The organism is Pseudomonas sp. P4795, from assembly GCF_048822895.1.
Classification (GTDB): Bacteria; Pseudomonadota; Gammaproteobacteria; order Pseudomonadales; family Pseudomonadaceae; genus Aquipseudomonas.
The window spans coordinates 359,250-379,569 of sequence record NZ_JBMFBT010000003.1; the positions used below are offsets into that span (position 1 = coordinate 359,250).

22 protein-coding genes are annotated in these 20,320 nt (G+C 59.7%); 14 read left to right on the top strand and 8 right to left on the bottom strand.

What is annotated here, in order from left to right:
* Positions 1-124 precede the first annotated feature (124 nt).
* The 5 genes from ACOI8A_RS10220 to ACOI8A_RS10240 all read right to left on the bottom strand — a co-directional run bounded on the left by ACOI8A_RS10220 (position 125) and on the right by ACOI8A_RS10240 (position 4,449).
* Positions 125-1,147, bottom strand: a complete 1,023-nt coding sequence (locus tag ACOI8A_RS10220) for an SIS domain-containing protein (RefSeq protein ID WP_420647763.1) — start codon at positions 1,145-1,147, stop codon at positions 125-127.
* Positions 1,128-2,234 carry an N-acetylglucosamine-6-phosphate deacetylase gene (gene nagA / locus ACOI8A_RS10225; protein ID WP_420647764.1) on the bottom strand — a complete coding sequence of 369 codons (1,107 nt, stop codon included), beginning with the start codon at positions 2,232-2,234 and terminating at the stop codon, positions 1,128-1,130. Before nagA ends, ACOI8A_RS10220 begins: the two co-directional genes overlap by 20 nt.
* A gap of 30 nt (positions 2,235-2,264) precedes the next feature.
* A complete protein-coding gene (locus ACOI8A_RS10230) occupies positions 2,265-2,996 on the bottom strand; it encodes a GntR family transcriptional regulator (RefSeq protein WP_420647765.1) in 732 nt (243 codons plus the stop codon).
* A 283-nt stretch (positions 2,997-3,279) separates the two neighbouring features.
* A complete protein-coding gene (locus ACOI8A_RS10235; RefSeq protein ID WP_420647766.1) occupies positions 3,280-3,795 on the bottom strand; it encodes a L,D-transpeptidase family protein in 516 nt (171 codons plus the stop codon).
* A 102-nt stretch (positions 3,796-3,897) separates the two neighbouring features.
* Positions 3,898-4,449 (bottom strand): NUDIX hydrolase, encoded by a 552-nt coding sequence (locus ACOI8A_RS10240; protein WP_420647767.1) that lies wholly within the window; start codon positions 4,447-4,449, stop codon positions 3,898-3,900.
* Between the two features lie 147 nt (positions 4,450-4,596).
* Between ACOI8A_RS10240 and ACOI8A_RS10245 the strand changes: the two genes are divergently transcribed.
* The 5 genes from ACOI8A_RS10245 (at position 4,597) to purT (ending at position 7,938) form a co-directional block, all read left to right on the top strand.
* Positions 4,597-5,196 (top strand): CoA pyrophosphatase, encoded by a 600-nt coding sequence (locus tag ACOI8A_RS10245; protein WP_420647768.1) that lies wholly within the window; start codon positions 4,597-4,599, stop codon positions 5,194-5,196.
* Positions 5,197-5,223: 27 nt separating this feature from the next.
* A complete protein-coding gene (locus ACOI8A_RS10250; RefSeq protein ID WP_420647769.1) occupies positions 5,224-5,748 on the top strand; it encodes a gamma carbonic anhydrase family protein in 525 nt (174 codons plus the stop codon).
* The gene (locus ACOI8A_RS10255) at positions 5,745-5,954 is read left to right on the top strand and encodes a DUF1289 domain-containing protein (RefSeq protein WP_420647770.1); all 210 of its coding nucleotides are present in this window, start codon (positions 5,745-5,747) and stop codon (positions 5,952-5,954) included. Before ACOI8A_RS10250 ends, ACOI8A_RS10255 begins: the two co-directional genes overlap by 4 nt.
* A gap of 233 nt (positions 5,955-6,187) precedes the next feature.
* The gene (locus tag ACOI8A_RS10260) at positions 6,188-6,655 is read left to right on the top strand and encodes a preQ0 transporter (RefSeq protein WP_420647771.1); all 468 of its coding nucleotides are present in this window, start codon (positions 6,188-6,190) and stop codon (positions 6,653-6,655) included.
* 101 nt (positions 6,656-6,756) lie between these two features.
* Entirely contained in the window at positions 6,757-7,938 is a 1,182-nt protein-coding gene (purT, locus tag ACOI8A_RS10265; protein ID WP_420647772.1) for a formate-dependent phosphoribosylglycinamide formyltransferase, read from the top strand.
* 128 nt (positions 7,939-8,066) lie between these two features.
* Here purT and ACOI8A_RS10270 read toward each other — a convergent pair whose 3' ends face one another.
* The 3 genes from ACOI8A_RS10270 to ACOI8A_RS10280 all read right to left on the bottom strand — a co-directional run bounded on the left by ACOI8A_RS10270 (position 8,067) and on the right by ACOI8A_RS10280 (position 11,687).
* The gene (locus tag ACOI8A_RS10270; protein WP_420647773.1) at positions 8,067-9,383 is read right to left on the bottom strand and encodes an MFS transporter; all 1,317 of its coding nucleotides are present in this window, start codon (positions 9,381-9,383) and stop codon (positions 8,067-8,069) included.
* A 234-nt stretch (positions 9,384-9,617) separates the two neighbouring features.
* A complete protein-coding gene (locus ACOI8A_RS10275) occupies positions 9,618-10,862 on the bottom strand; it encodes a transporter associated domain-containing protein (RefSeq protein WP_420647774.1) in 1,245 nt (414 codons plus the stop codon).
* A 12-nt stretch (positions 10,863-10,874) separates the two neighbouring features.
* Positions 10,875-11,687, bottom strand: a complete 813-nt coding sequence (locus ACOI8A_RS10280; protein ID WP_420647775.1) for a cytochrome C assembly family protein — start codon at positions 11,685-11,687, stop codon at positions 10,875-10,877.
* A gap of 210 nt (positions 11,688-11,897) precedes the next feature.
* Here ACOI8A_RS10280 and ffh point away from each other — a divergent pair, with 210 nt between their 5' ends.
* From ffh to thrC, 9 genes are all read left to right on the top strand, one after another.
* A complete protein-coding gene (gene ffh, locus ACOI8A_RS10285; RefSeq protein ID WP_420647776.1) occupies positions 11,898-13,274 on the top strand; it encodes a signal recognition particle protein in 1,377 nt (458 codons plus the stop codon).
* 249 nt (positions 13,275-13,523) lie between these two features.
* Entirely contained in the window at positions 13,524-13,775 is a 252-nt protein-coding gene (gene rpsP, locus ACOI8A_RS10290) for a 30S ribosomal protein S16 (RefSeq protein WP_010463010.1), read from the top strand.
* A 5-nt stretch (positions 13,776-13,780) separates the two neighbouring features.
* Entirely contained in the window at positions 13,781-14,317 is a 537-nt protein-coding gene (gene rimM, locus ACOI8A_RS10295) for a ribosome maturation factor RimM (RefSeq protein WP_420647777.1), read from the top strand.
* Positions 14,318-14,319: 2 nt separating this feature from the next.
* Positions 14,320-15,072 (top strand): tRNA (guanosine(37)-N1)-methyltransferase TrmD, encoded by a 753-nt coding sequence (trmD, locus tag ACOI8A_RS10300; protein ID WP_420647778.1) that lies wholly within the window; start codon positions 14,320-14,322, stop codon positions 15,070-15,072.
* A gap of 45 nt (positions 15,073-15,117) precedes the next feature.
* On the top strand, positions 15,118-15,468 hold the full coding sequence (rplS, locus tag ACOI8A_RS10305; RefSeq protein WP_003175895.1) for a 50S ribosomal protein L19: 351 nt from the start codon (positions 15,118-15,120) through the stop codon (positions 15,466-15,468).
* Between the two features lie 100 nt (positions 15,469-15,568).
* Positions 15,569-16,465, top strand: a complete 897-nt coding sequence (gene xerD / locus ACOI8A_RS10310) for a site-specific tyrosine recombinase XerD (RefSeq protein WP_420647779.1) — start codon at positions 15,569-15,571, stop codon at positions 16,463-16,465.
* 143 nt (positions 16,466-16,608) lie between these two features.
* A complete protein-coding gene (dsbC, locus tag ACOI8A_RS10315) occupies positions 16,609-17,340 on the top strand; it encodes a bifunctional protein-disulfide isomerase/oxidoreductase DsbC (RefSeq protein WP_420647780.1) in 732 nt (243 codons plus the stop codon).
* Positions 17,341-17,472: 132 nt separating this feature from the next.
* Positions 17,473-18,777, top strand: a complete 1,305-nt coding sequence (locus ACOI8A_RS10320) for a homoserine dehydrogenase (RefSeq protein WP_420647781.1) — start codon at positions 17,473-17,475, stop codon at positions 18,775-18,777.
* 66 nt (positions 18,778-18,843) lie between these two features.
* Entirely contained in the window at positions 18,844-20,253 is a 1,410-nt protein-coding gene (gene thrC, locus ACOI8A_RS10325; protein WP_420647782.1) for a threonine synthase, read from the top strand.
* Positions 20,254-20,320: the final 67 nt, after the last annotated feature.

Genomic DNA, 20,320 nt, shown 5'->3' on the forward strand with positions numbered 1-20,320 from the left:
AAATTCGCTGGCCCCTGTAGGAGCTGCCGAAGGCTGCGATCTTTTGATCTTGTTTTTGGGTACATCAAAGTCAAAAGATCGCAGCCTTCGGCAGCTCCTACAGGGATACATCGATCAACAGTTGTCAGTGCGTACGCGTGACTTTGCTCAGGTGCCGTGGCTGATCCGGGTCCATGCCACGGGCTACTGCGAGACCTGCGGCCATCACGTAGAAGCTCTGGATTGCCAGAATCGGATCAAGGGCCGGGTGTTCGGCACGAGTCAGGGTCAGGTCGCGTTCGAGTACGTCATCCGGTGCCGCGAGCAACACGCGTGCGCCGCGTTGGCGCATCTCGGCCGCCAGACTGAGCAGACCGGCCTGTTCGGCACCGCGTGGCGCGAACACCAGCAGCGGGTAGTGTTCGTCGATCAGGGCCATCGGGCCGTGGCGGACTTCGGCGCTGCTAAAGGCTTCGGCCTGGATTGCCGAGGTTTCCTTGAACTTCAACGCCGCTTCCTGGGCGATGGCAAAACCAGCGCCACGGCCGATCACCATCAAGCGTTCGCAATCACGCAGCGCTTCAATCGCCACGCTCCAGTCCTGTTGCGCCGCATCGCGCAGGCCTTCGGGCAGTGCGTTATGCGCCTCCAGCAGTTCGCTGTCCTCTTTCCAGTGCGCGATCAAACGGGCACTGGCGCTGAGGGTGGCGATAAAACTCTTGGTCGCGGCGACGCTGCTTTCAACACCTGCGAGCAGCGGCACGCTGAATTCACACGCGGCTTCCAGGGGCGAAGCGTCGGCGTTGACCATGGCAATGCTCAGCGCGCCACGCTTGCGCAGCAGGCGCAGACTGTTGACCAGATCCGGGCTTTGCCCCGACTGCGAAAAGGCAAACACTGCCTGACCGCTGACCTTCAGCGGCGCCTGCTGCATGGTCACCACCGACATCGGCAACGACGCGACCGGCACGCCGAGTTGCTGCATGGTCAGGTAGGCGAAGTAGCTCGCCGCATGGTCGGAGCTGCCACGGGCGACGGTCATTGCCACTTGCGGTGGCTGGCGGCGCAGGCGTCCGGCGATCTCGATCAGTTGCGGGTCGAGCTGTTGCAGTTGGGCTTGCACGGCCTCGAACGAGGACAGCGCCTCTTCAAGCATTTTTGAAGTCAATGTCTTCTCCTTCGACCATGACGGCGGTCAGTGTGAGTGAGCGATCCAGCCGCACGCAGTCGGCCCAGGCACCCGGTTCGAGGCGCCCGCGTTCGGTGATGCCGAGGTAGTCGGCGGGGAATTGCGAAAGACGTTGCGAAGCCTCGGCAATCGGCAAGCCGATCTTCACCAGATTGCGCAGTGCCTGATCCATGGTCAGGGTGCTACCGGCCAGCGTGCCGTCCGGCAGGCGTACGCCGCCCAGGCATTTGGTCACGGTGTGGCTGCCGAGCTTGTACTCGCCATCGGGCATTCCGGCGGCGGCGGTCGAATCGGTCACGCAATACAGGCACGGGATTGAGCGCAGGGCCACGCGGATGGCGCCGGGGTGCACGTGCAGCAAGTCCGGAATCAGCTCGGCAAACTTGGCGTGCGCCAGCGCAGCGCCGACAATTCCCGGCTCGCGGTGATGCAGCGGGCTCATGGCGTTGTACAAATGGGTGAAGCTGGTGGCGCCTGCTTCCAGCGCGGCAACGCCCTCCTCGTAACTGCCGAGGGTGTGGCCGATCTGCATGCGGATGCCACGGCTGCTCAGTTCGCGAATCAACGCGTCATGCCCGGCAATTTCCGGGGCGATGGTGATCACCCGGATCGGCGCCAGCGCCAGATATTCTTCGACTTCGGCCATCAGCGCGGTGTGCGCGAAATTCGGTTGCGCCCCGAGTTTGCCGGGGTTGATGTAGGGGCCTTCCAAGTGCACGCCGAGCACGCGGGCACTGCCTTTCGGGCGTTGTTCGCAGAACTCGCCGACCTCTTTCAGGACGCTGGAAATCTCCGCGCTCGGTGCGGTCATGGTGGTGGCCAGCAGCGAAGTGGTGCCAAAACGCACGTGGGTCCTGGTGATGGTCTCGAACGCGCTGGCGCCTTCCATGATGTCTTTGCCGCCACCGCCGTGGACGTGCAGATCGATGAAGCCCGGCAGCAGATACGGCAGGTCGTTATCCGCCGGATCGCAGGGCACGCCTTCGATCGACACGACTTTGCCGTGTGCGTGAATCAGCCGGCCGCGAACCCAGCCATGGGCGGTGAGGATGTTGTCTTCGGACATGATCGGTTCTCGCTGTTATCTGCGCAGCGCTTATCGGCGCAGCTCTGCAACAAAGTCGTAGTAATCGTTGCGGCAATAGGTGTCGGTGACTTCGATGGGCGTGTTGTCTTCGAGGTAGCCGACCCGGGTCATCAGCAACATGGCGGTGCCGGGGGCGATGCCGACCAGCGCTGCGAATTCGTCCGAGGCGTTGATCGCCTGAATGTGCTGCAAGGCGCGCACGATCGGTTTGCCGATGCTGTCGAGGTATTCGTAGAGGGAGTCGCCGACCACTTGCGGCTTGGGCATGATCGAGGCGGGCAGGGTACTCATCTCGATGGCCATGACGGTGTCGTCGGCTTTGCGCAGGCGTTTCATGCGCGCCACTTTGTCGTTCGGCGACAGGCTCAGGCGGATCAATTCTTCGTGGGTCGGCAGGGTGATTTCGCGCTCCAGCCACTGCGAACTTGGCACGAAGCCCTTGAGCCGCAGCATCTCGCTGAATCCCGAGAGGCGCGACAGCGGTTGCTCCAGACGTGGGGTGATGAAGGTACCGGAACCTTGCAGGCGACGGATCAGGCCCTGATCGAGCAAGACTTCCAGTGCCTTGCGTGCAGTCACTCGGGAGATACCAAGTTGCTCGCTGAGATTGCGCTCGGACGGCATGGCCTGTTCGGATTTCCACTGACCGGCATGGATCGCCGCTTCCAGATTGCGCGCCAGTTGCAGGTACAGCGGCGTCGGCTGAGAGTCGTCGGGGCGTAGGGCGTGGAAGTCGTTCATGGAGGGCTTTTCCGTCGCGAGTATTGGATTGTTGTGGCTCGCTTGTGGGGCGGAAATTAATACCACTTGAATACCATGTCAACGTGGGGAATTTGCCTGTAGCCCAATGAAGTGGCGGGTTTTAAAGTGATTGGTCTTAAGTGGTATTAGAGGTGGGCTTGAAAAAGCAAAAGATCGCAGCCTTCGGCAGCTCCTACAGTTGAGAGTGGTATCACCCCTGTAGAAGCTGCCGAAGGCTGCGATCTTTTGATTTATTTTTTTGCGGGTGACCAGTGGTCGGTATTTATGGGCGAATCTCGATCATCGTGCCGTCCGGCACCAGATTCCACACTTCACGCATGTCGACGTTGCGCATGGCGATGCAGCCGTCGGTCCAGTCGAGGGTATGGAACAGATCCTCGGGATTCTCTTCGGAATCCGGTGTGCCGTGGATCATGATCATCCCGCCAGGCTCGACTCCCTCACGCCGGGCGCGGGCCGAGTCGCTGATGTTGGGGTAAGAAATGTGCATCGACAGGTTGAATTTTTCGCTGGTCTTGCGCCAGTCGATCCAATAGAAACCTTCCGGTGTGCGTTTATCGCCTTCAATCAGTTTCGGACCTTTTTTCGCACCCTTGCCGAGGGAAATGCGATAGGTCTTCAGCGGCTTGCCGTCGGTAATCAACTGCAGTTGATGCGCCGATTTGAGGACCAGGACTTTCTCGATGAAAGGGGTATTCGAAGGCGTCACAGTGGTCACGAATGACGCTTGGGAGACGTTGACGAACGACAGGCAGAACAGGGCAAGCAACCAGCGCATTGAAACGATTCCCAAGAGTGACGCAGATAAATGTTTTTGTAGGAGCTGCCGCAGGCTCGGGCCGCGTTCGGACGATCTTTTGATCTCCTAGCCCACATCAAATCAAGTGATGGCTGGCTGCGCGAGCGGCGGGATCGACTCCGAACGTACCGGATACTCCTCGGCACGCCGATCCGCGAAGAAGCATTCTAAGGTACGACCCACCGTGCGGAAAGCCAGCTCGTCCCAGGGAATGTCCGCTTCGTCGAACAGTTGCACTTCAAGGCTCTCCGGGCCGGCGGAAAAGTCCGGATCTGCCAGTTCGGCGCGGAAGAACACATGCACCTGACTTATGTGTGGCACGTCGATCAGCGTGTAAATGCTCAGATTGCGCACCCGGGCGCAGGCTTCCTCGGCGGTTTCGCGGACGGCGGCCTGTTCGATGGTCTCACCGTTCTCCATGAAACCGGCCGGCAGCGTCCAGTAACCGAGGCGCGGCTCGATGGCGCGCCGGCACAACAATACTTTTGTGCCCCAAGTGGCGACGCAACCGGCGACGATGTTGGGGTTCTGATAGTGAATGGTCTGACAGCTGTCACAGACAAAGCGCAGCCGCGAATCGCCTTCGGGAATGCGCTGGGTCACCGGGTTGCCGCACTGGCTGCAAAATTTCATGCTGGGGTTCCTGAATGCTCGGCCTATCTTGGCGTGCAGCGGTGGCAGTCGGCAAGTTGCCATTTAGCGACATGCCCTCCGCTCGGGGCTTGGGCGCTCGCAATGATTGGTGCATGATGCCGGGTAAGGCACAGATCGAGAACACTTATGCTGGACGAGCTACTGCACCGGGTAAGCAATCACACGCCGCGCACGCTGGAGACCGACAAACGTTTCCCCGAGGCCGCCGTCCTGTTGCCGATTACTCGCAGTGACGAACCGGAACTGGTGCTCACCCTGCGCGCCAGCGGGCTCTCGACCCATGGCGGTGAAGTGGCTTTTCCGGGCGGACGCCGCGACCCCGAAGACCCCGATCTGATCTTCACCGCGCTGCGCGAAGCCGAAGAAGAAATCGGCCTGCCGCCGGGGCTGGTGGAAGTGATCGGCCCGCTGAGTCCGCTGATCTCTTTGCATGGGATCAAGGTCACGCCTTACGTCGGGGTGATTCCTGATTTTGTCGAGTACCGACCGAACGATGCCGAGATCGCTGCAGTGTTCAGCGTGCCGCTGGAGTTCTTTCGCAAGGACCCGCGCGAACACACCCATCGCATCGATTATCAGGGGCGCAGTTGGTATGTCCCGAGTTACCGCTATGGCGAATACAAGATCTGGGGACTGACGGCGATCATGATCGTCGAATTGATCAACCTGCTCTATGACGCGAAGATCAGCCTGCATCAGCCGCCTAAAACCTTCATCAACAGTTGAAACCCCCGTGAGCCTGAGGAAAACCAGATGAAATACCGCTTGGGCGACGCCCGTGTCGAGACCCACCCGCAGAGCTGGGTTGCGCCCAACGCCGTGCTGGTGGGCAAGGTCAAACTGGAAGAGGGCGCCAACGTCTGGTTCAACGCGGTACTGCGTGGCGACAACGAACTGATCCTGATCGGCAAGAACAGCAACGTTCAGGACGGCACGGTGATGCACACCGACATGGGCTACCCGCTGACCATTGGCACCGGCGTGACCATCGGCCACAACGCCATGCTCCATGGCTGCACGGTTGGCGACTACAGCCTGATCGGCATCAACGCGGTGATTCTCAACGGCGCAAAGATCGGCGAGAACTGCATCATCGGCGCCAACTCGCTGATCGGCGAAGGCAAGGAAATTCCTGATGGCTCGCTGGTCATGGGTTCGCCGGGCAAGGTTGTTCGCGAACTGACCGAGCAGCAGAAGAAGATGCTCGAGGCTAGCGCCGCGCACTATGTGCATAACTCGCAGCGCTATGCGCGCGATCTGGTTGAGCAGGAAGAGTGAATACGGTTGAACGGCCGGTGGCCTCGCCCTGCGTGAATATTTGTGCGCTGGACGATGACGATATCTGCACGGGCTGTCAGCGTTCGGTTGAAGAGATCACGCGCTGGAGCCGGATGAGTAATGATGAACGCCGGGTGGTGCTGGGGTTGTGTCATGAGCGGGCGAAGGCGAGTGGGTTGGTCTGGATGTTGCCTTCGAAGTTGTGATCGGCTCTGGAGTGGCCCCTCACCCTAACCCTCTCCCGGGGGAGAGGGAACTGACCGAGTAGTACTTTTGAGCTACATCGACCTGAAAGACTTGAGTCGAGCTCAGGCCTTGAAAACTGCGCAAATCTGCTCCCTTTCCCCCCTCGCCCCCTTGGGGGAGAGGGCTGGGGTGAGGGGGTAGCTCTTGATCTACCGCTCCAGTAACCTGTGCGCCAAATTCAAAGGCCACCCCCATGATTTTTCTCCTCGCCTACATCAGCAGCGTCGTGCTGATCAACTTCGCTTTCTCCACCGCGCCCCACCTGGACATCATCTGGTCGGCCTGGGGCGGTCTGGTGTTCGTGCTGCGCGACATGGTGCAAACCCGCTTTGGCCACGGCGCAATCATTGCCATGTTGGCGGCATTGGTGCTGTCTTACATCACGTCCGACCCGTCTATTGCCTTGGCCAGCGCCACCGCTTTCGCGGTTTCCGAGTGCATCGACTGGCTGGTGTTCAGCATCACTAAACGGCCTCTGCGTGATCGCTTGTGGATAAGTTCGGCACTGAGCATCCCTCTCGACACTTTCATCTTCTTCGGCATGATCGACTTGCTGACCCCGCCGGTGATCATCACCGCGCTGGTCTCGAAATTTGCCGGCGTCACCGCCGTCTGGCTGATCATGGCCTGGCGCGAGCGCAAACAGGCTGTCGCTGGCTGAAGCCAAACCCTGCGGTTCATGTAAAATGCCGCGCTTTCTCCCTCTGGAAAGCGCGCATGGCGTCGCTTTCCTCGATGATCCGCTTCCTTGAGGACCTTCAGATGACCCGTATCGGAACTCCATTGTCGCCGACCGCGACCCGCGTATTGCTGTGTGGCTGTGGTGAGTTGGGCAAGGAAGTGGTAATCGAACTGCAGCGCCTGGGCGTGGAAGTGATTGCCGTTGACCGTTACGCCAATGCGCCGGCCATGCAAGTCGCGCATCGCAGTCATGTGATCAACATGCTCGACGGCGCCGCCCTGCGTGCTGTGATCGAAACCGAGAAACCGCACTTCATCGTGCCGGAAATCGAAGCCATCGCCACCGCGACCCTGGTCGAACTGGAAGCTGAAGGCTTCACCGTGATCCCGACCGCGCGCGCTGCACAACTGACCATGAACCGCGAAGGCATCCGTCGTCTGGCCGCGGAAGAGCTGGACCTGCCAACCTCGCCGTACCACTTCGCCGACACCTTCGAGGACTACAGCAAAGCCGTTGCAGACCTGGGTTTCCCGTGCGTGGTCAAACCGGTAATGAGCTCCTCGGGTAAAGGCCAGAGCCTGCTGCGCAGCACCGATGACGTGCAGAAAGCCTGGGATTACGCGCAAGAGGGCGGGCGCGCCGGCAAAGGTCGGGTAATCATCGAAGGCTTCATCGACTTTGATTACGAAATCACCCTGCTGACCGTACGCCACATTGGTGGCACCACGTTCTGTGCGCCGGTCGGCCACCGTCAGGAGAAGGGTGACTATCAAGAATCCTGGCAGCCACAGGCCATGAGCCCGGTGGCGCTGGCCGAGTCCGAGCGTGTTGCCAAAGCGGTCACCGAAGCCTTGGGCGGTCGCGGTCTGTTCGGCGTCGAGCTGTTCATCAAAGGCGATCAGGTGTGGTTCAGCGAAGTTTCGCCGCGTCCGCACGACACCGGTCTGGTGACTTTGATTTCTCAGGATCTGTCGCAATTCGCCCTGCATGCGCGGGCGATTCTCGGTCTGCCGGTGCCGCTGATCCGTCAGTTCGGCCCCTCGGCTTCGGCGGTGATTCTGGTGGAAGGGCAGTCGACTCAGACGGCTTTCGCCAATCTTGGTGCCGCCCTGAGTGAGCCGGACACGGCGCTGCGTCTGTTTGGCAAGCCGGAAGTGAATGGCCAGCGCCGGATGGGTGTGGCGCTGGCGCGGGATGAGTCGATTGAGTTGGCTCGTGCCAAGGCAACTCGTGCTGCTCAGGCTGTTGTCGTAGAGCTGTAAACCGAGGCGCGCCCATCGCGGGCAAGCCCGCTCCCACAGGTTTTTTTGTCGTACACAAAATTTGTGACCAACAGAAATTCCTGTGGGAGCGGGCTTGGTCCGGGCGGCGATCCGACGATGGCGGTCTGTCAGGCAACCCGATTCAGGTCGTTATCCCGTGTCTCTTTCAGGCACAGCACAGCAATCAGGCTGAGCACCGCTGCCACCGACACATACCCGCCGACGTAACTCAAACCACCCATCGCCACCAGTTTCTGCGCAAAGAACGGCGCCGCCGAGGCTCCGACAATGCCGCCGAGGTTGTAGGCCGCTGATGCGCCGGTGTAACGCACGTGCGTGGGGAACAACTCCGGCAGCAGCGCGCCCATCGGGGCAAATGTCACGCCCATCAGAAACAGCTCGATGCACAGGAACAGCGCCACGCCCCAGGTCGATCCCTGAGTCAGCAACGGTTCCATCAGAAACCCCGACAGAATCGCCAGCACGCCACCGACGATCAGTACCGGTTTGCGTCCATAGCGGTCGCTGGCCCAAGCCGACAGCGGTGTGGCAGCCGCCATGAACAACACAGCGAAGCACAGCAAACCGAGAAAGGTTTCGCGGCTGTAGCCCAGCGTGGAAACGCCGTAACTCAGGGAAAACACCGTCGAGATGTAGAACAGCGCATAGCACACCACCATTGCCGCAGCGCCGAGCAGGGTCGGGGCCCAATACTGAGTGAACAGCTCGACCAACGGCACTTTCACTCGTTCCTGACGCGCGATGGCGTTGGCGAACACTGGCGTTTCATGCAGCTTCAAGCGCACGTACAGGCCAACCATTACCAAGGCTGCGCTGAGCAGGAATGGAATGCGCCAGCCCCAACTGCGGAACTGCTCGTCGTCCAAGGTCATGGCCAGGGTCAGGAACAGGCCATTGGCAGCGAGGAAGCCAATCGAAGGGCCGAGCTGCGGGAACATGCCGAACCATGCGCGTTTGCCCTTGGGTGCGTTCTCGGTAGCCAATAAAGCAGCACCGCCCCATTCACCGCCAAGTCCCAACCCTTGGCCGAATCGCAGCACACAGAGCAGGATCGGCGCCCAGGCCCCAATGGTCGCGTAGCCCGGCAACACGCCAATCAGCGTCGTACACACCCCCATCAGCAGCAAAGAAGCCACCAGCGTCGATTTGCGCCCGATGCGGTCACCGAAATGACCGAACAGCGCCGAACCCAAGGGGCGGGCGAGGAAGGCGATGCCGAAAGTGAGAAACGCCGAGAGCATCTGCGCCGTGCCGGACGTCTGCGGAAAGAACACCGGCCCGATCACCAGCGCAGCAGCGGTGGCGTAAACGTAGAAGTCGTAGAACTCGATGGCCGTGCCGATAAAACTCGCCGTGGCCACGCGAGTTGCGGAGTTGGCCGGTTGGGCAGGCGCGTTGTCGCTGTAAGCGGTACTGGTCGTCATGCGGTGATCCCTGACAGTCATGAGCTCCGTTGGAGCGAATTATTATGGTCGAGCACCCAGGGATGTGGGATCAGACGCGAGCGCTGTATCCGGTAGGAACAGTCGTCGCAGTGCAGCGGAAATCTTCGATGGTCTTGCCGGAACCTGTCGGGTGCAGGGTAAACACGCGGTTCGGCGGCGCTTGGGTAAGCATCGCGATTATAGGAAGGAGCCTAACGATCAAACAAGGGCGATCTAGCGTGTCGGCGCGAGTGCCTGAGCAGACGAGGTATGCCAGATCAAAACCTTGCTTACCCGGTTGTCCTCGGTCTCGAGAATCTCCAGCCGATAACGGCCGATCTTCACGCACACCGCACTGGCCGGAATGGTTTCCAGCGCTTCGGTCACCAGCCCGTTGAGGGTCTTCGGGCCGTCGCTCGGCAGGTGCCAGCCGAGGCATTTATTCAACTCGCGGATCGAAGCAGCGCCGTCGATGATCATGCGCCCGTCGTCTTGCGGATTGATGTGCGGATTGTCGAGGCTGTGCTCGCTTTCGAATTCGCCGACGATTTCTTCGAGAATGTCTTCGAGAGTGACGATACCCAGCACTTCGCCGTATTCATCGACCACCATGCCCAGGCGCCGTTGCTGCTTGTGGAAGTTGAGCAATTGCAGTTGCAGCGGGGTGCTTTCCGGCACGAAATACGGCTCGTGACTGGCCGCCAGCAGCGCTTCGCGGGTCAGGCTCGCATCTGCCAGCAAGTGGCGGATCTGCCGGGTATTGAGCACCGCTTCGACCTGATTGATGTCGCTGTGAAACACCGGCAGGCGCGTGCGGCGGTTGCCGCGCAGTTGTTCGATGATTTCTTCGATCGGGTCGTCGAGATTGATTCCGTCGACTTCACTGCGGGGCACCAGAATGTCGTTGACTGTGATGTTTTCCAACGCATGAATGCCCGATACCGGGTGTGGGCGGCTGGCTGGGTGCTCAGAGTCGTCATGGCGATCCGCGTGCTCTTCGTCTTCGCTCTGCTGCACCACTGCGACCTTGCGCGAGAACGGCTTGAGCAACAAACGACTGACAGCGTTCAACAGCCAGGCAGCGGGGTAGACGATTTTCAGCGGCACCGCGAGCAGGCTGTTGCCGAACGACAACACCGCATCCGGGTACCGCTGGGCGAGGGCGCGCGGGAAGTAATCGGCGAACACCAATAGCACCGCGCCGGCACCGAGGCAGGCTGCCCACGGGCCATTTTCTTCGCAGAGAAAGATTGCCAGCAGCGTCGCCAGGATTACGGCAAGCGCGCGGCACAGAGTGTTGCAGAAGATCAGGCTGGCGAGCGGAAAGCTCAACCTGGCCAGCGGTTTGTCGCTGGCGCGCGAGGCGGTGCGCTGCGCCAGCAAATGCTGTTGCGCACTTTCAACTGCGGTAAACAGTGCTGACCAGAGAATCAGCAGTGCGAATACTGCGAGCATCGGCCCTATGGGCAAACCGTCCATTAATCTCGCTCGTCAGATATGCAGGATGTATTCACGAACCAGTTTGCTGCCGAAATACGCAAGCATCAGCAGGCAGAAACCGGCGAGGGTCCAGCGAATCGCTTTGTGGCCGCGCCAACCGAGGCGGTTGCGGCCCCACAGCAGCACGCTGAACACGATCCAGGCCAGGCATGCCAGCAGAGTCTTGTGCACCAGATGCTGGGCAAACAGGTTCTCGACGAACAGCCAGCCGGAGATCAACGACAGCGACAGCAGCGTCCAGCCGGCCCAGAGGAAACCGAACAGCAGGCTTTCCATGGTTTGCAGCGGCGGGAAATTCTTGATCAACCCGGACGGGTGCTTGTGCTTGAGCTGGTGATCCTGCACCAGCACCAGCAAGGCCTGGAACACCGCGATGGTGAACATGCCATAGGCGAGGATCGACAACAGAATGTGCGCGAGGATGCCCGGCTCTTCATCGATGATCTGCACCGTGCCGGCCGGCGCGAACTGCGCCAGCAACACCGTTACCGCACCCAGTGGGAACAGCAATATCAGCAGGTTTTCCACCGGTATCCGCGAGCAGGCCAACAGGGTCAAGGCAATGACCGCGGCGGCGATCAGGCTTGAGGCGCTGAAAAAGTCCAGGCCCAGACCAATCGGCGTCAGCAGGTGAGTCAGCAGGCTGGCACTGTGGGCCACGATGGCGAACACGCCGAGCGCAACCAGCAGGCGCTTGTTCGCCTTGGCGCCAGTGGCCAGGCGGGTGCCCTGATAGAGAGTCGCAGCGGCGTATAGAAGGGCGGCGGCGAGGGTGGTCAATAAGCTGGGTGACAAGGGGAGCATAAATCCTGTTAGGCAAGCCCGAAAGGCGTTGAGTTTGGCATAGAACCGCCACGGCACGAAAGACTACATCAACTGACGGCGAGGTGTCCGCCAGCCGCAGTCTTCGCTATAATCCGCGACCTGCCCACGCCGCAGGCTCGCCGAGCACATGTTGATTCCGGTCTGGGCCGCCATTATCCCGGTCTACACAGGGCCTGAAAGGATCGCGCAATGTTTGAAAACTTAACCGACCGTCTCTCGCAGACGCTGCGCCATGTCACCGGCAAGGCCAAGCTGACCGAGGACAATATCAAAGACACCCTGCGCGAAGTGCGCATGGCGTTGCTCGAAGCCGACGTCGCCCTGCCGGTGGTCAAGGACTTCGTCAATTCGGTCAAGGAACGCGCAGTCGGCACCGAGGTGTCTCGCAGCCTGACACCGGGCCAGGCGTTCGTGAAAATCGTCCAGGCCGAACTCGAAAGCCTGATGGGCGCGGCCAACGAAGACTTGAATCTGAGCGCCGTGCCGCCAGCCGTCGTATTGATGGCCGGTTTGCAGGGTGCTGGTAAAACCACTACCGCCGGCAAACTTGCGCGCTTCCTTAAAGAGCGCAAAAAGAAGTCGGTGATGGTTGTGTCGGCGGACGTTTATCGTCCTGCGGCAATCAAACAGCTGGAAATGCTGGCTGGTGAAGTTGGTGTCACCTTCTTCCCGTCCGACCTGAGCCAGAAGCCGGTCGACATCGCCAACGCGGCTATTAAAGAAGCAAAACTCAAATTCATCGACGTGGTCATCGTCGATACCGCCGGTCGCCTGCACATCGACGAAGAGATGATGGGCGAGATCAAGGCGTTGCACGCCGCGATCAACCCGGTCGAAACCCTGTTCGTGGTTGACGCCATGACCGGTCAGGACGCCGCCAACACGGCCAAGGCCTTCGGCGATGCGCTGCCGCTGACCGGTGTGATCCTGACCAAGGTCGACGGCGACGCGCGTGGCGGTGCCGCGCTGTCGGTACGCGCCATCACCGGCAAGCCGATCAAGTTCATCGGTATGGGCGAGAAGAGCGAAGCGCTCGAGCCGTTCCACCCTGAGCGGATCGCCTCGCGGATCCTCGGCATGGGCGACGTGCTCAGCCTGATCGAACAGGCTGAAGCGACCCTCGATAAAGACAAGGCCGACAAACTGGCCAAAAAGCTGAAGAAAGGTAAAGGCTTCGACCTCGAAGACTTCCGCGATCAGCTGCAACAGATGAAGAACATGGGTGGCCTCGGCGGGCTCATGGACAAACTGCCGAGCATCGGCGGCGTCAATCTGTCGCAAATGGGCAATGCCCAGACTGCGGCGGAGAAGCAATTCAAGCAGATGGAAGCCATCATCAACTCGATGACCCCGGCCGAGCGCCGTGACCCTGAGCTGATCAGTGGTTCGCGCAAACGCCGGATCGCCATCGGTTCCGGCACTCAGGTGCAGGACATCGGTCGCTTGATCAAGCAGCACAAACAGATGCAAAAGATGATGAAGAAGTTCTCCGCAAAAGGCGGAATGGCCAAAATGATGCGCGGCATGGGCGGAATGTTGCCCGGCGGCGGCATGCCAAAGATGTAAAAGAACTCGCCGGTCGTCGCACCGGCGCAGTCCCGCATGGAAGCGGGATCTACAGCAAACCCGCACTCGGCGGGAGCTGACCGGCCGTTTTAAACGACGGCTCTATAGCAAATCCGGATGGCGTTCGATAGGGCGCCGGAAAAAGGCATTTGCAAAAGTCCGGATATTCCTTAGAATATGCGGCCTTTCGGGCACCCATGCCCGCTGTGCCTTTAGATTTGCAGCACCGACTACAGGAACGATGTTCACATGCTAACAATCCGTCTTGCCCTTGGCGGCTCCAAAAAGCGCCCGTTTTACCACTTGACCGTAACCGACAGCCGCAACCCGCGCGACGGTTCGCACAAGGAACAGGTTGGTTTCTTCAACCCTGTTGCTCGTGGTCAAGAAGTTCGTCTGTCCGTGAACCAAGAGCGCGTAGCCTACTGGCTGAGCGTTGGTGCACAACCTTCTGAGCGTGTAGCTCAGTTGTTGAAGGATGCATCTAAGGCTGCGGCCTGAGCAATATGAACGCGACGCCAGCTGTTGCTGATGATTTGATCGTTATCGGCAAAATCTATTCTGTTCATGGCGTTCGCGGCGAAGTGAAGGTGTATTCCTTTACTGATCCAACTGAAAACCTGTTGCAGTACAAAACCTGGACGCTCAAGCGTGACGGTAATGTGAAACAGGTAGAGCTGGTCAGCGGACGCGGGAATGACAAATTCCTGGTCGCAAAGCTCAAGGGTCTTGATGATCGTGAAGAAGCTCGTCTTCTGGCCGGTTATGAGATCTGCGTGCCGCGCAATCTGTTCCCTGATCTGACCGACGGCGAGTACTACTGGTACCAGCTCGAAGGTCTGAAGGTCATCGACACACTCGGGCAATTGCTCGGGAAAATCGATCACCTGCTCGAAACCGGCTCCAACGATGTCATGGTAGTCAAGCCTTGCGCTGGCAGCCTGGATGATCGCGAGCGCCTGTTGCCCTATACGGAGCAATGCGTGTTGGCCATCGACCTGGCAGCGGGCGAGATGAAGGTGGATTGGGACGCGGACTTCTAAACGTGGCTAATTTGCGCGTAGAAGTGATCAGTTTGTTTCCCGAGATGTTTTCCGCCATCGGCGACTACGGCATCACCAGTCGAGCGGTCAAACAGGGGCTCTTGCAGCTGACCTGTTGGAATCCGCGGGATTACACGACGGATCGGCATCACACTGTGGACGATCGCCCGTTTGGTGGTGGTCCGGGCATGGTGATGAAGATCAAGCCCATGGAAGATGCTCTGGCTCAGGCCAAGGCAGCAGCCGGGGAGGCGGCGAAGGTGATTTACCTGTCCCCCCAAGGCCGTCAACTGAATCAGTCGGCGGTACGCGAACTGGCAAAAGAGGATGCATTGATCCTGATTGCCGGCCGCTATGAAGGCATTGACGAGCGTTTTATTGATGCTCATGTCGATGAAGAGTGGTCGATTGGCGACTATGTACTGTCTGGCGGCGAGCTGCCGGCGATGGTCCTGATCGATGCGGTTACACGGCTGCTGCCTGGAGCTTTAGGGCATGCGGACTCCGCCGAGGAAGATTCCTTTACGGATGGTTTGCTGGATTGCCCGCACTACACCCGACCTGAGGTGTATGCGGATCAGCGTGTTCCCGACGTGTTGCTAAGTGGCAATCACGCGCACATCCGGCGTTGGCGTTTACAGCAGTCCCTTGGTCGGACCTATGAACGACGCGCCGATCTTCTGGAAAGCCGCTCGCTTTCTGGAGAAGAGAAGAAGCTGCTCGAGGAATACATCCGCGAGCGGGACGATAGTTAACAACGTATCGATGGTAAGTCCGACGACTTACCTTAGGAGCACAGCATGACTAACAAAATCATCCTTGCACTCGAAGCAGAGCAGATGACCAAAGAAATCCCTACCTTTGCCCCGGGCGACACCATTGTCGTTCAGGTTAAAGTGAAGGAAGGCGACCGTTCCCGTCTGCAAGCGTTCGAAGGCGTTGTAATCGCCAAGCGTAACCGCGGCGTGAACAGTGCATTCACCGTTCGTAAAATCTCCAACGGTGTTGGCGTAGAACGTACGTTCCAGACCTACTCGCCGCAAATCGACAGCATGGCTGTCAAACGTCGCGGTGACGTACGTAAAGCCAAGCTGTACTACCTGCGTGACCTGTCGGGTAAAGCAGCTCGCATCAAGGAAAAACTGGCTTAAGTCCAGCTTCCGATGCAGAAAAAAGCAGCCTACGGGCTGCTTTTTTGTTGCCCGCGATTTATCTTCCGTAGCCGTAATTGCCGGTTTGCCTGAGTTTCCGATGCCCGCTATCGACCATCCGCTGATTGACCAGTTTCTCGACGCCCTGTGGCTGGAGAAGGGTCTCTCCGACAACACGCGCGGCGCCTATCGCAGCGATCTCGCTTTATTCAACGGCTGGTTGCAGGGGAAAAATCTTGAACTGGTCAACGCTGGACGTGAGCTGATCCTCGATCACCTGGCGTGGCGTCTGGAGCAGAACTACAAACCGCGCTCCACCGCGCGATTTCTCTCCGGTGTGCGTGGCTTTTATCGCTATCTGCTGCGGGAAAAGTTGATCGCGGTCGATCCGACCTTGCGCGTCGATATGCCTCAGTTGGGTAGGCCGTTGCCCAAATCGCTGTCGGAAGCGGATGTCGAGGCGTTGTTGAAAGCGCCGGATCTAAGCGAAGCCATTGGTCAGCGTGACCGCGCCATGCTCGAGGTTTTGTATGCCTGCGGCTTGCGCGTCACCGAGCTGATCAGCCTGACACTAGAACAAGTCAATCTGCGCCAGGGTGTGTTGCGAGTGATGGGCAAGGGCAGCAAGGAACGGCTGGTGCCGATGGGCGAGGAAGCGATTGTGTGGGTCGAGCGTTACTTGCGCGATGGCCGCGCCGAGCTGCTTGGCGGGCGCCCGAGCGATGTGATGTTTCCCAGCCTGCGCGGCGAGCAGATGACGCGGCAGACCTTCTGGCATCGCATCAAGCATCAGGCCAAGGTCGCCGGGATCGGCAAGTCGCTGTCGCCGCACACCTTGCGCCACGCGTTTGCCACACATTTGCTCAACCACGGCGCCGATTTACGGGTGGTGCAGATGCTGCTGGGGCACAGCGATCTGTCGACCACACAGATTTACACGCATGTCGCCCGGGCGCGGTTGCAGGATCTGCACGCCAAACATCACCCGCGCGGCTGATACAGAAATGTCTTACAACCGGCGCATTCGGCCCTGCCAGCCTTCTGTGGTAGGCTTTGCCGGTTTGCACGATGGGCGGTTATGACCCGGTGTTCCGGCACGGGCGTTCTGACTGTTCCATTTGTCCGCCTTCAGGAGTTCACATGCGTCTGACCCAGATTTTCGCCGCCGCAGCCATTGCGTTGGTCAGCACCTTTGCCGTCGCCGATGATGCGGCCGACAAAGCCATCCGTAAAAGCCTGGAAAACCTCCAGCTCGAAGTCCCGGTAGAAAGCATTTCTGCCAGCCCGTTGTCGGGTCTGTACGAAGTCAGACTCCAAGGCAGTCGCGTGCTTTATGCCAGCGCCGATGGCCAGTACATCGTCCAGGGCAACATGTTTCAGCTCAAGGACGGTAAACCGGTCAACCTGACCGAGAAAACCGAGCGTCTGGGCGTGTCGAAACTGGTCAACGCAATTCCGGTTGCCGAAACCGTGGTTTACCCGGCTGTAGGCGAAACCAAATCGCACATCACCGTGTTCACCGACACCACCTGCCCGTACTGCCACAAGCTGCACGCCGAAGTGCCGGAGCTGAACAAGCGCGGCATCGAAGTGCGCTATGTAGCATTCCCGCGTCAGGGCCTGGGTTCGCCGGGTGACGAGCAGCTGCAAGCCGTGTGGTGCTCGAAAGACAAGAAAGCTGCCATGGACAAAATGGTCGATGGCAAGGAAATCAAGGCCGCCAAGTGCGAGAACCCGGTTTCCAAACAGTTTGCTCTTGGTCAGTCGATCGGCGTGAACGGCACACCGGCCATCGTTTTGGCTGACGGACAAGTGATTCCGGGCTACCAGCCTGCGCCACAAGTCGCCAAACTGGCGCTGGGCGCGAAGTAAATTCGCATCGTCACGCTCAGCCGTGACGAGCGTGGTCCGGCAGCAACCTTGCCGGGCCATCAATAGAGAGCCGCGAACCTGCGGCTGTTTTCACGGCCGGCCTTGCGTCGGCCGTTTTATGGGGAGTTCACAGTGAAACCGGTCAAAGTAGGCATCTGTGGGTTAGGGACCGTCGGTGGCGGAACCTTCAACGTACTTCAGCGCAACGCCGAGGAAATCGCTCGTCGTGCCGGGCGTGGAATCGAAGTGGCACAAATTGCCACGCGCACGCCAAAGCCTCAGTTCCAGACGACCGGTATTGCGATTACCAACGATGTCTTCGAAGTGGCCACGAACCCTGAGATCGACATCGTCATAGAGCTGGTCGGCGGCTACACCGTCGCCCGCGAGCTGGTACTCAAGGCCATCGAGAATGGCAAGCATGTGGTCACCGCGAACAAGGCTCTGATTGCCGTTCACGGTAATGAAATTTTCGCCAAGGCACGCGAGAAAGGCGTGATCGTGGCATTCGAAGCGGCCGTGGCCGGTGGCATTCCGGTGATCAAGGCGATCCGTGAAGGCCTGTCCGCCAACCGCATCAACTGGGTCGCCGGCATCATCAACGGCACCGGCAACTTCATCCTCACCGAGATGCGCGAGAAGGGTCGCACCTTCGAAGACGTGCTGGCCGAGGCGCAAGCGCTGGGTTACGCCGAAGCCGATCCGACCTTCGACGTTGAAGGCATCGACGCGGCGCACAAGCTGACGATTCTGGCTTCGATCGCGTTCGGCATTCCGCTGCAATTCGACAAGGCTTACACCGAAGGCATCACCAAGCTGACCACCGCTGACGTCAACTACGCCGAAGCGCTGGGCTACCGCATCAAGCACCTCGGCGTGGCGCGCAGCACCGCCACCGGTATCGAGTTGCGCGTACACCCGACTCTGATCCCGGCCGATCGTCTGATCGCCAACGTCAACGGCGTGATGAACGCAGTGATGGTCAACGGTGACGCTGCCGGTTCGACGCTGTTCTACGGTGCCGGCGCCGGCATGGAGCCAACGGCTTCGTCGGTAATCGCCGACCTGGTGGACGTGGTTCGCGCCATGACCTCCGACCCGGAAAACCGCGTACCGCACCTGGCCTTCCAGCCGGACTCGCTGTCGGCGCATCCGATCCTGCCAATCGAAGCCTGCGAAAGCGCCTACTACCTGCGCATTCAGGCCAAGGACCATCCGGGCGTACTGGCTCAGGTGGCGAGCATTCTCTCGGAGCGCGGTATCAACATCGAGTCGATCATGCAGAAGGAAGTCGAAGAACACGACGGCCTGGTGCCAATGATCCTGCTGACCCATCGCGTGCTCGAGCAGCACATCAACGATGCGATCGCAGCGCTCGAAGCGTTGGCCGGCGTGGTCGGTCCGGTTGTGCGGATCCGCGTCGAGCACCTGAACTAAGCCGATATCGTTCACCGGGCCTGCGCGCAGGCCCGGCACAACGGACACTGTCCATTGGAGTCAGTCATGCGTTACATCAGTACCCGCGGCCAGGCACCGGCCCTGAATTTCGAAGATGTCCTGCTGGCCGGTCTTGCCACCGACGGCGGTCTGTACGTCCCGGAAGTCCTGCCACGTTTTACTCAGGAAGAAATCGCTTCCTGGGCCGGCCTGCCGTATCACGAGCTGGCCTTTCGCGTTATGCGCCCGTTCGTCACCGGCAGCATTCCAGACGCCGACTTCAAAAAGATTCTCGAAGAAACCTACGGTGTGTTCTCGCACAGCGCCGTTGCACCGCTGCGTCAGCTGAATGGCAACGAATGGGTGCTCGAGCTGTTCCACGGCCCGACCCTGGCGTTCAAGGACTTCGCCCTGCAACTGCTCGGTCGTTTGCTCGACTACGTGCTGGAAAAGCGCGGTGAGCACGTGGTGATCGTCGGTGCCACCTCCGGTGATACCGGTTCGGCCGCCATCGAAGGCTGCAAGCACTGCGAAAACGTCGACATCTTCATCCTGCACCCGCACAACCGTGTCTCGGAAGTGCAGCGTCGGCAGATGACCACGATTTTCGGCGAGAACATCCACAACATCGCCATCGAAGGCAACTTCGATGACTGCCAGGAAATGGTCAAGAACAGCTTCGCCGACCAGAGTTTCCTCAAGGGCACGCGTCTGGTGGCGGTGAACTCGATCAACTGGGCGCGGATCATGGCCCAGATCGTTTACTACTTCCACGCGTCGCTGCAACTCGGCGGCCCGGCTCGTTCGGTATCGTTCTCGGTGCCGACCGGCAATTTCGGCGACATCTTCGCCGGTTACCTGGCGCGCAACATGGGCCTGCCGATCAACCAGTTGATCGTCGCCACCAATCGCAACGACATCCTGCACCGCTTCATGAGCGGCAATCAGTATGTGAAGGAAACCCTGCACGCCACGCTGTCGCCGTCGATGGACATCATGGTTTCGTCGAACTTCGAACGCCTGCTGTTCGACCTGCACGGTCGCAACGGCGCGGCGATTGCCGGGCTGATGGATTCGTTCAAGCAGGGCGGCGGTTTCAGCGTCGAACAGGAACGCTGGACCGAAGCGCGCAAGCTGTTCGATTCGCTGGCAGTAGACGACGCGCAAACCTGCGAAACCATTGCCGAAGTTTACGAGCAGACCGGTGAAGTGCTGGATCCGCACACTGCTATCGGCGTCAGGGCCGCGCGCGAATGCCGTCGCAGTCTGGATATCCCGATGGTGATCCTCGGCACCGCGCATCCGGTCAAATTCCCGGACGCAGTGGAGAAAGCCGGCGTAGGAAAAGCTCTCGAACTACCTGCACATCTTTCTGATTTGTTTGAGAGACAAGAGCGCTGCACCGTCCTGCCAAACGAGCTGAAAGCCGTGCAGGCCTTTGTCAGTCAGCATGGCAACCGCGGCAAGCCACTTTAAGCCCGCAAAGCTGTCACATTTTGAAGCCCGTCTCCTGACGGGCTTTGTTGTTTTTGCATGCCACACT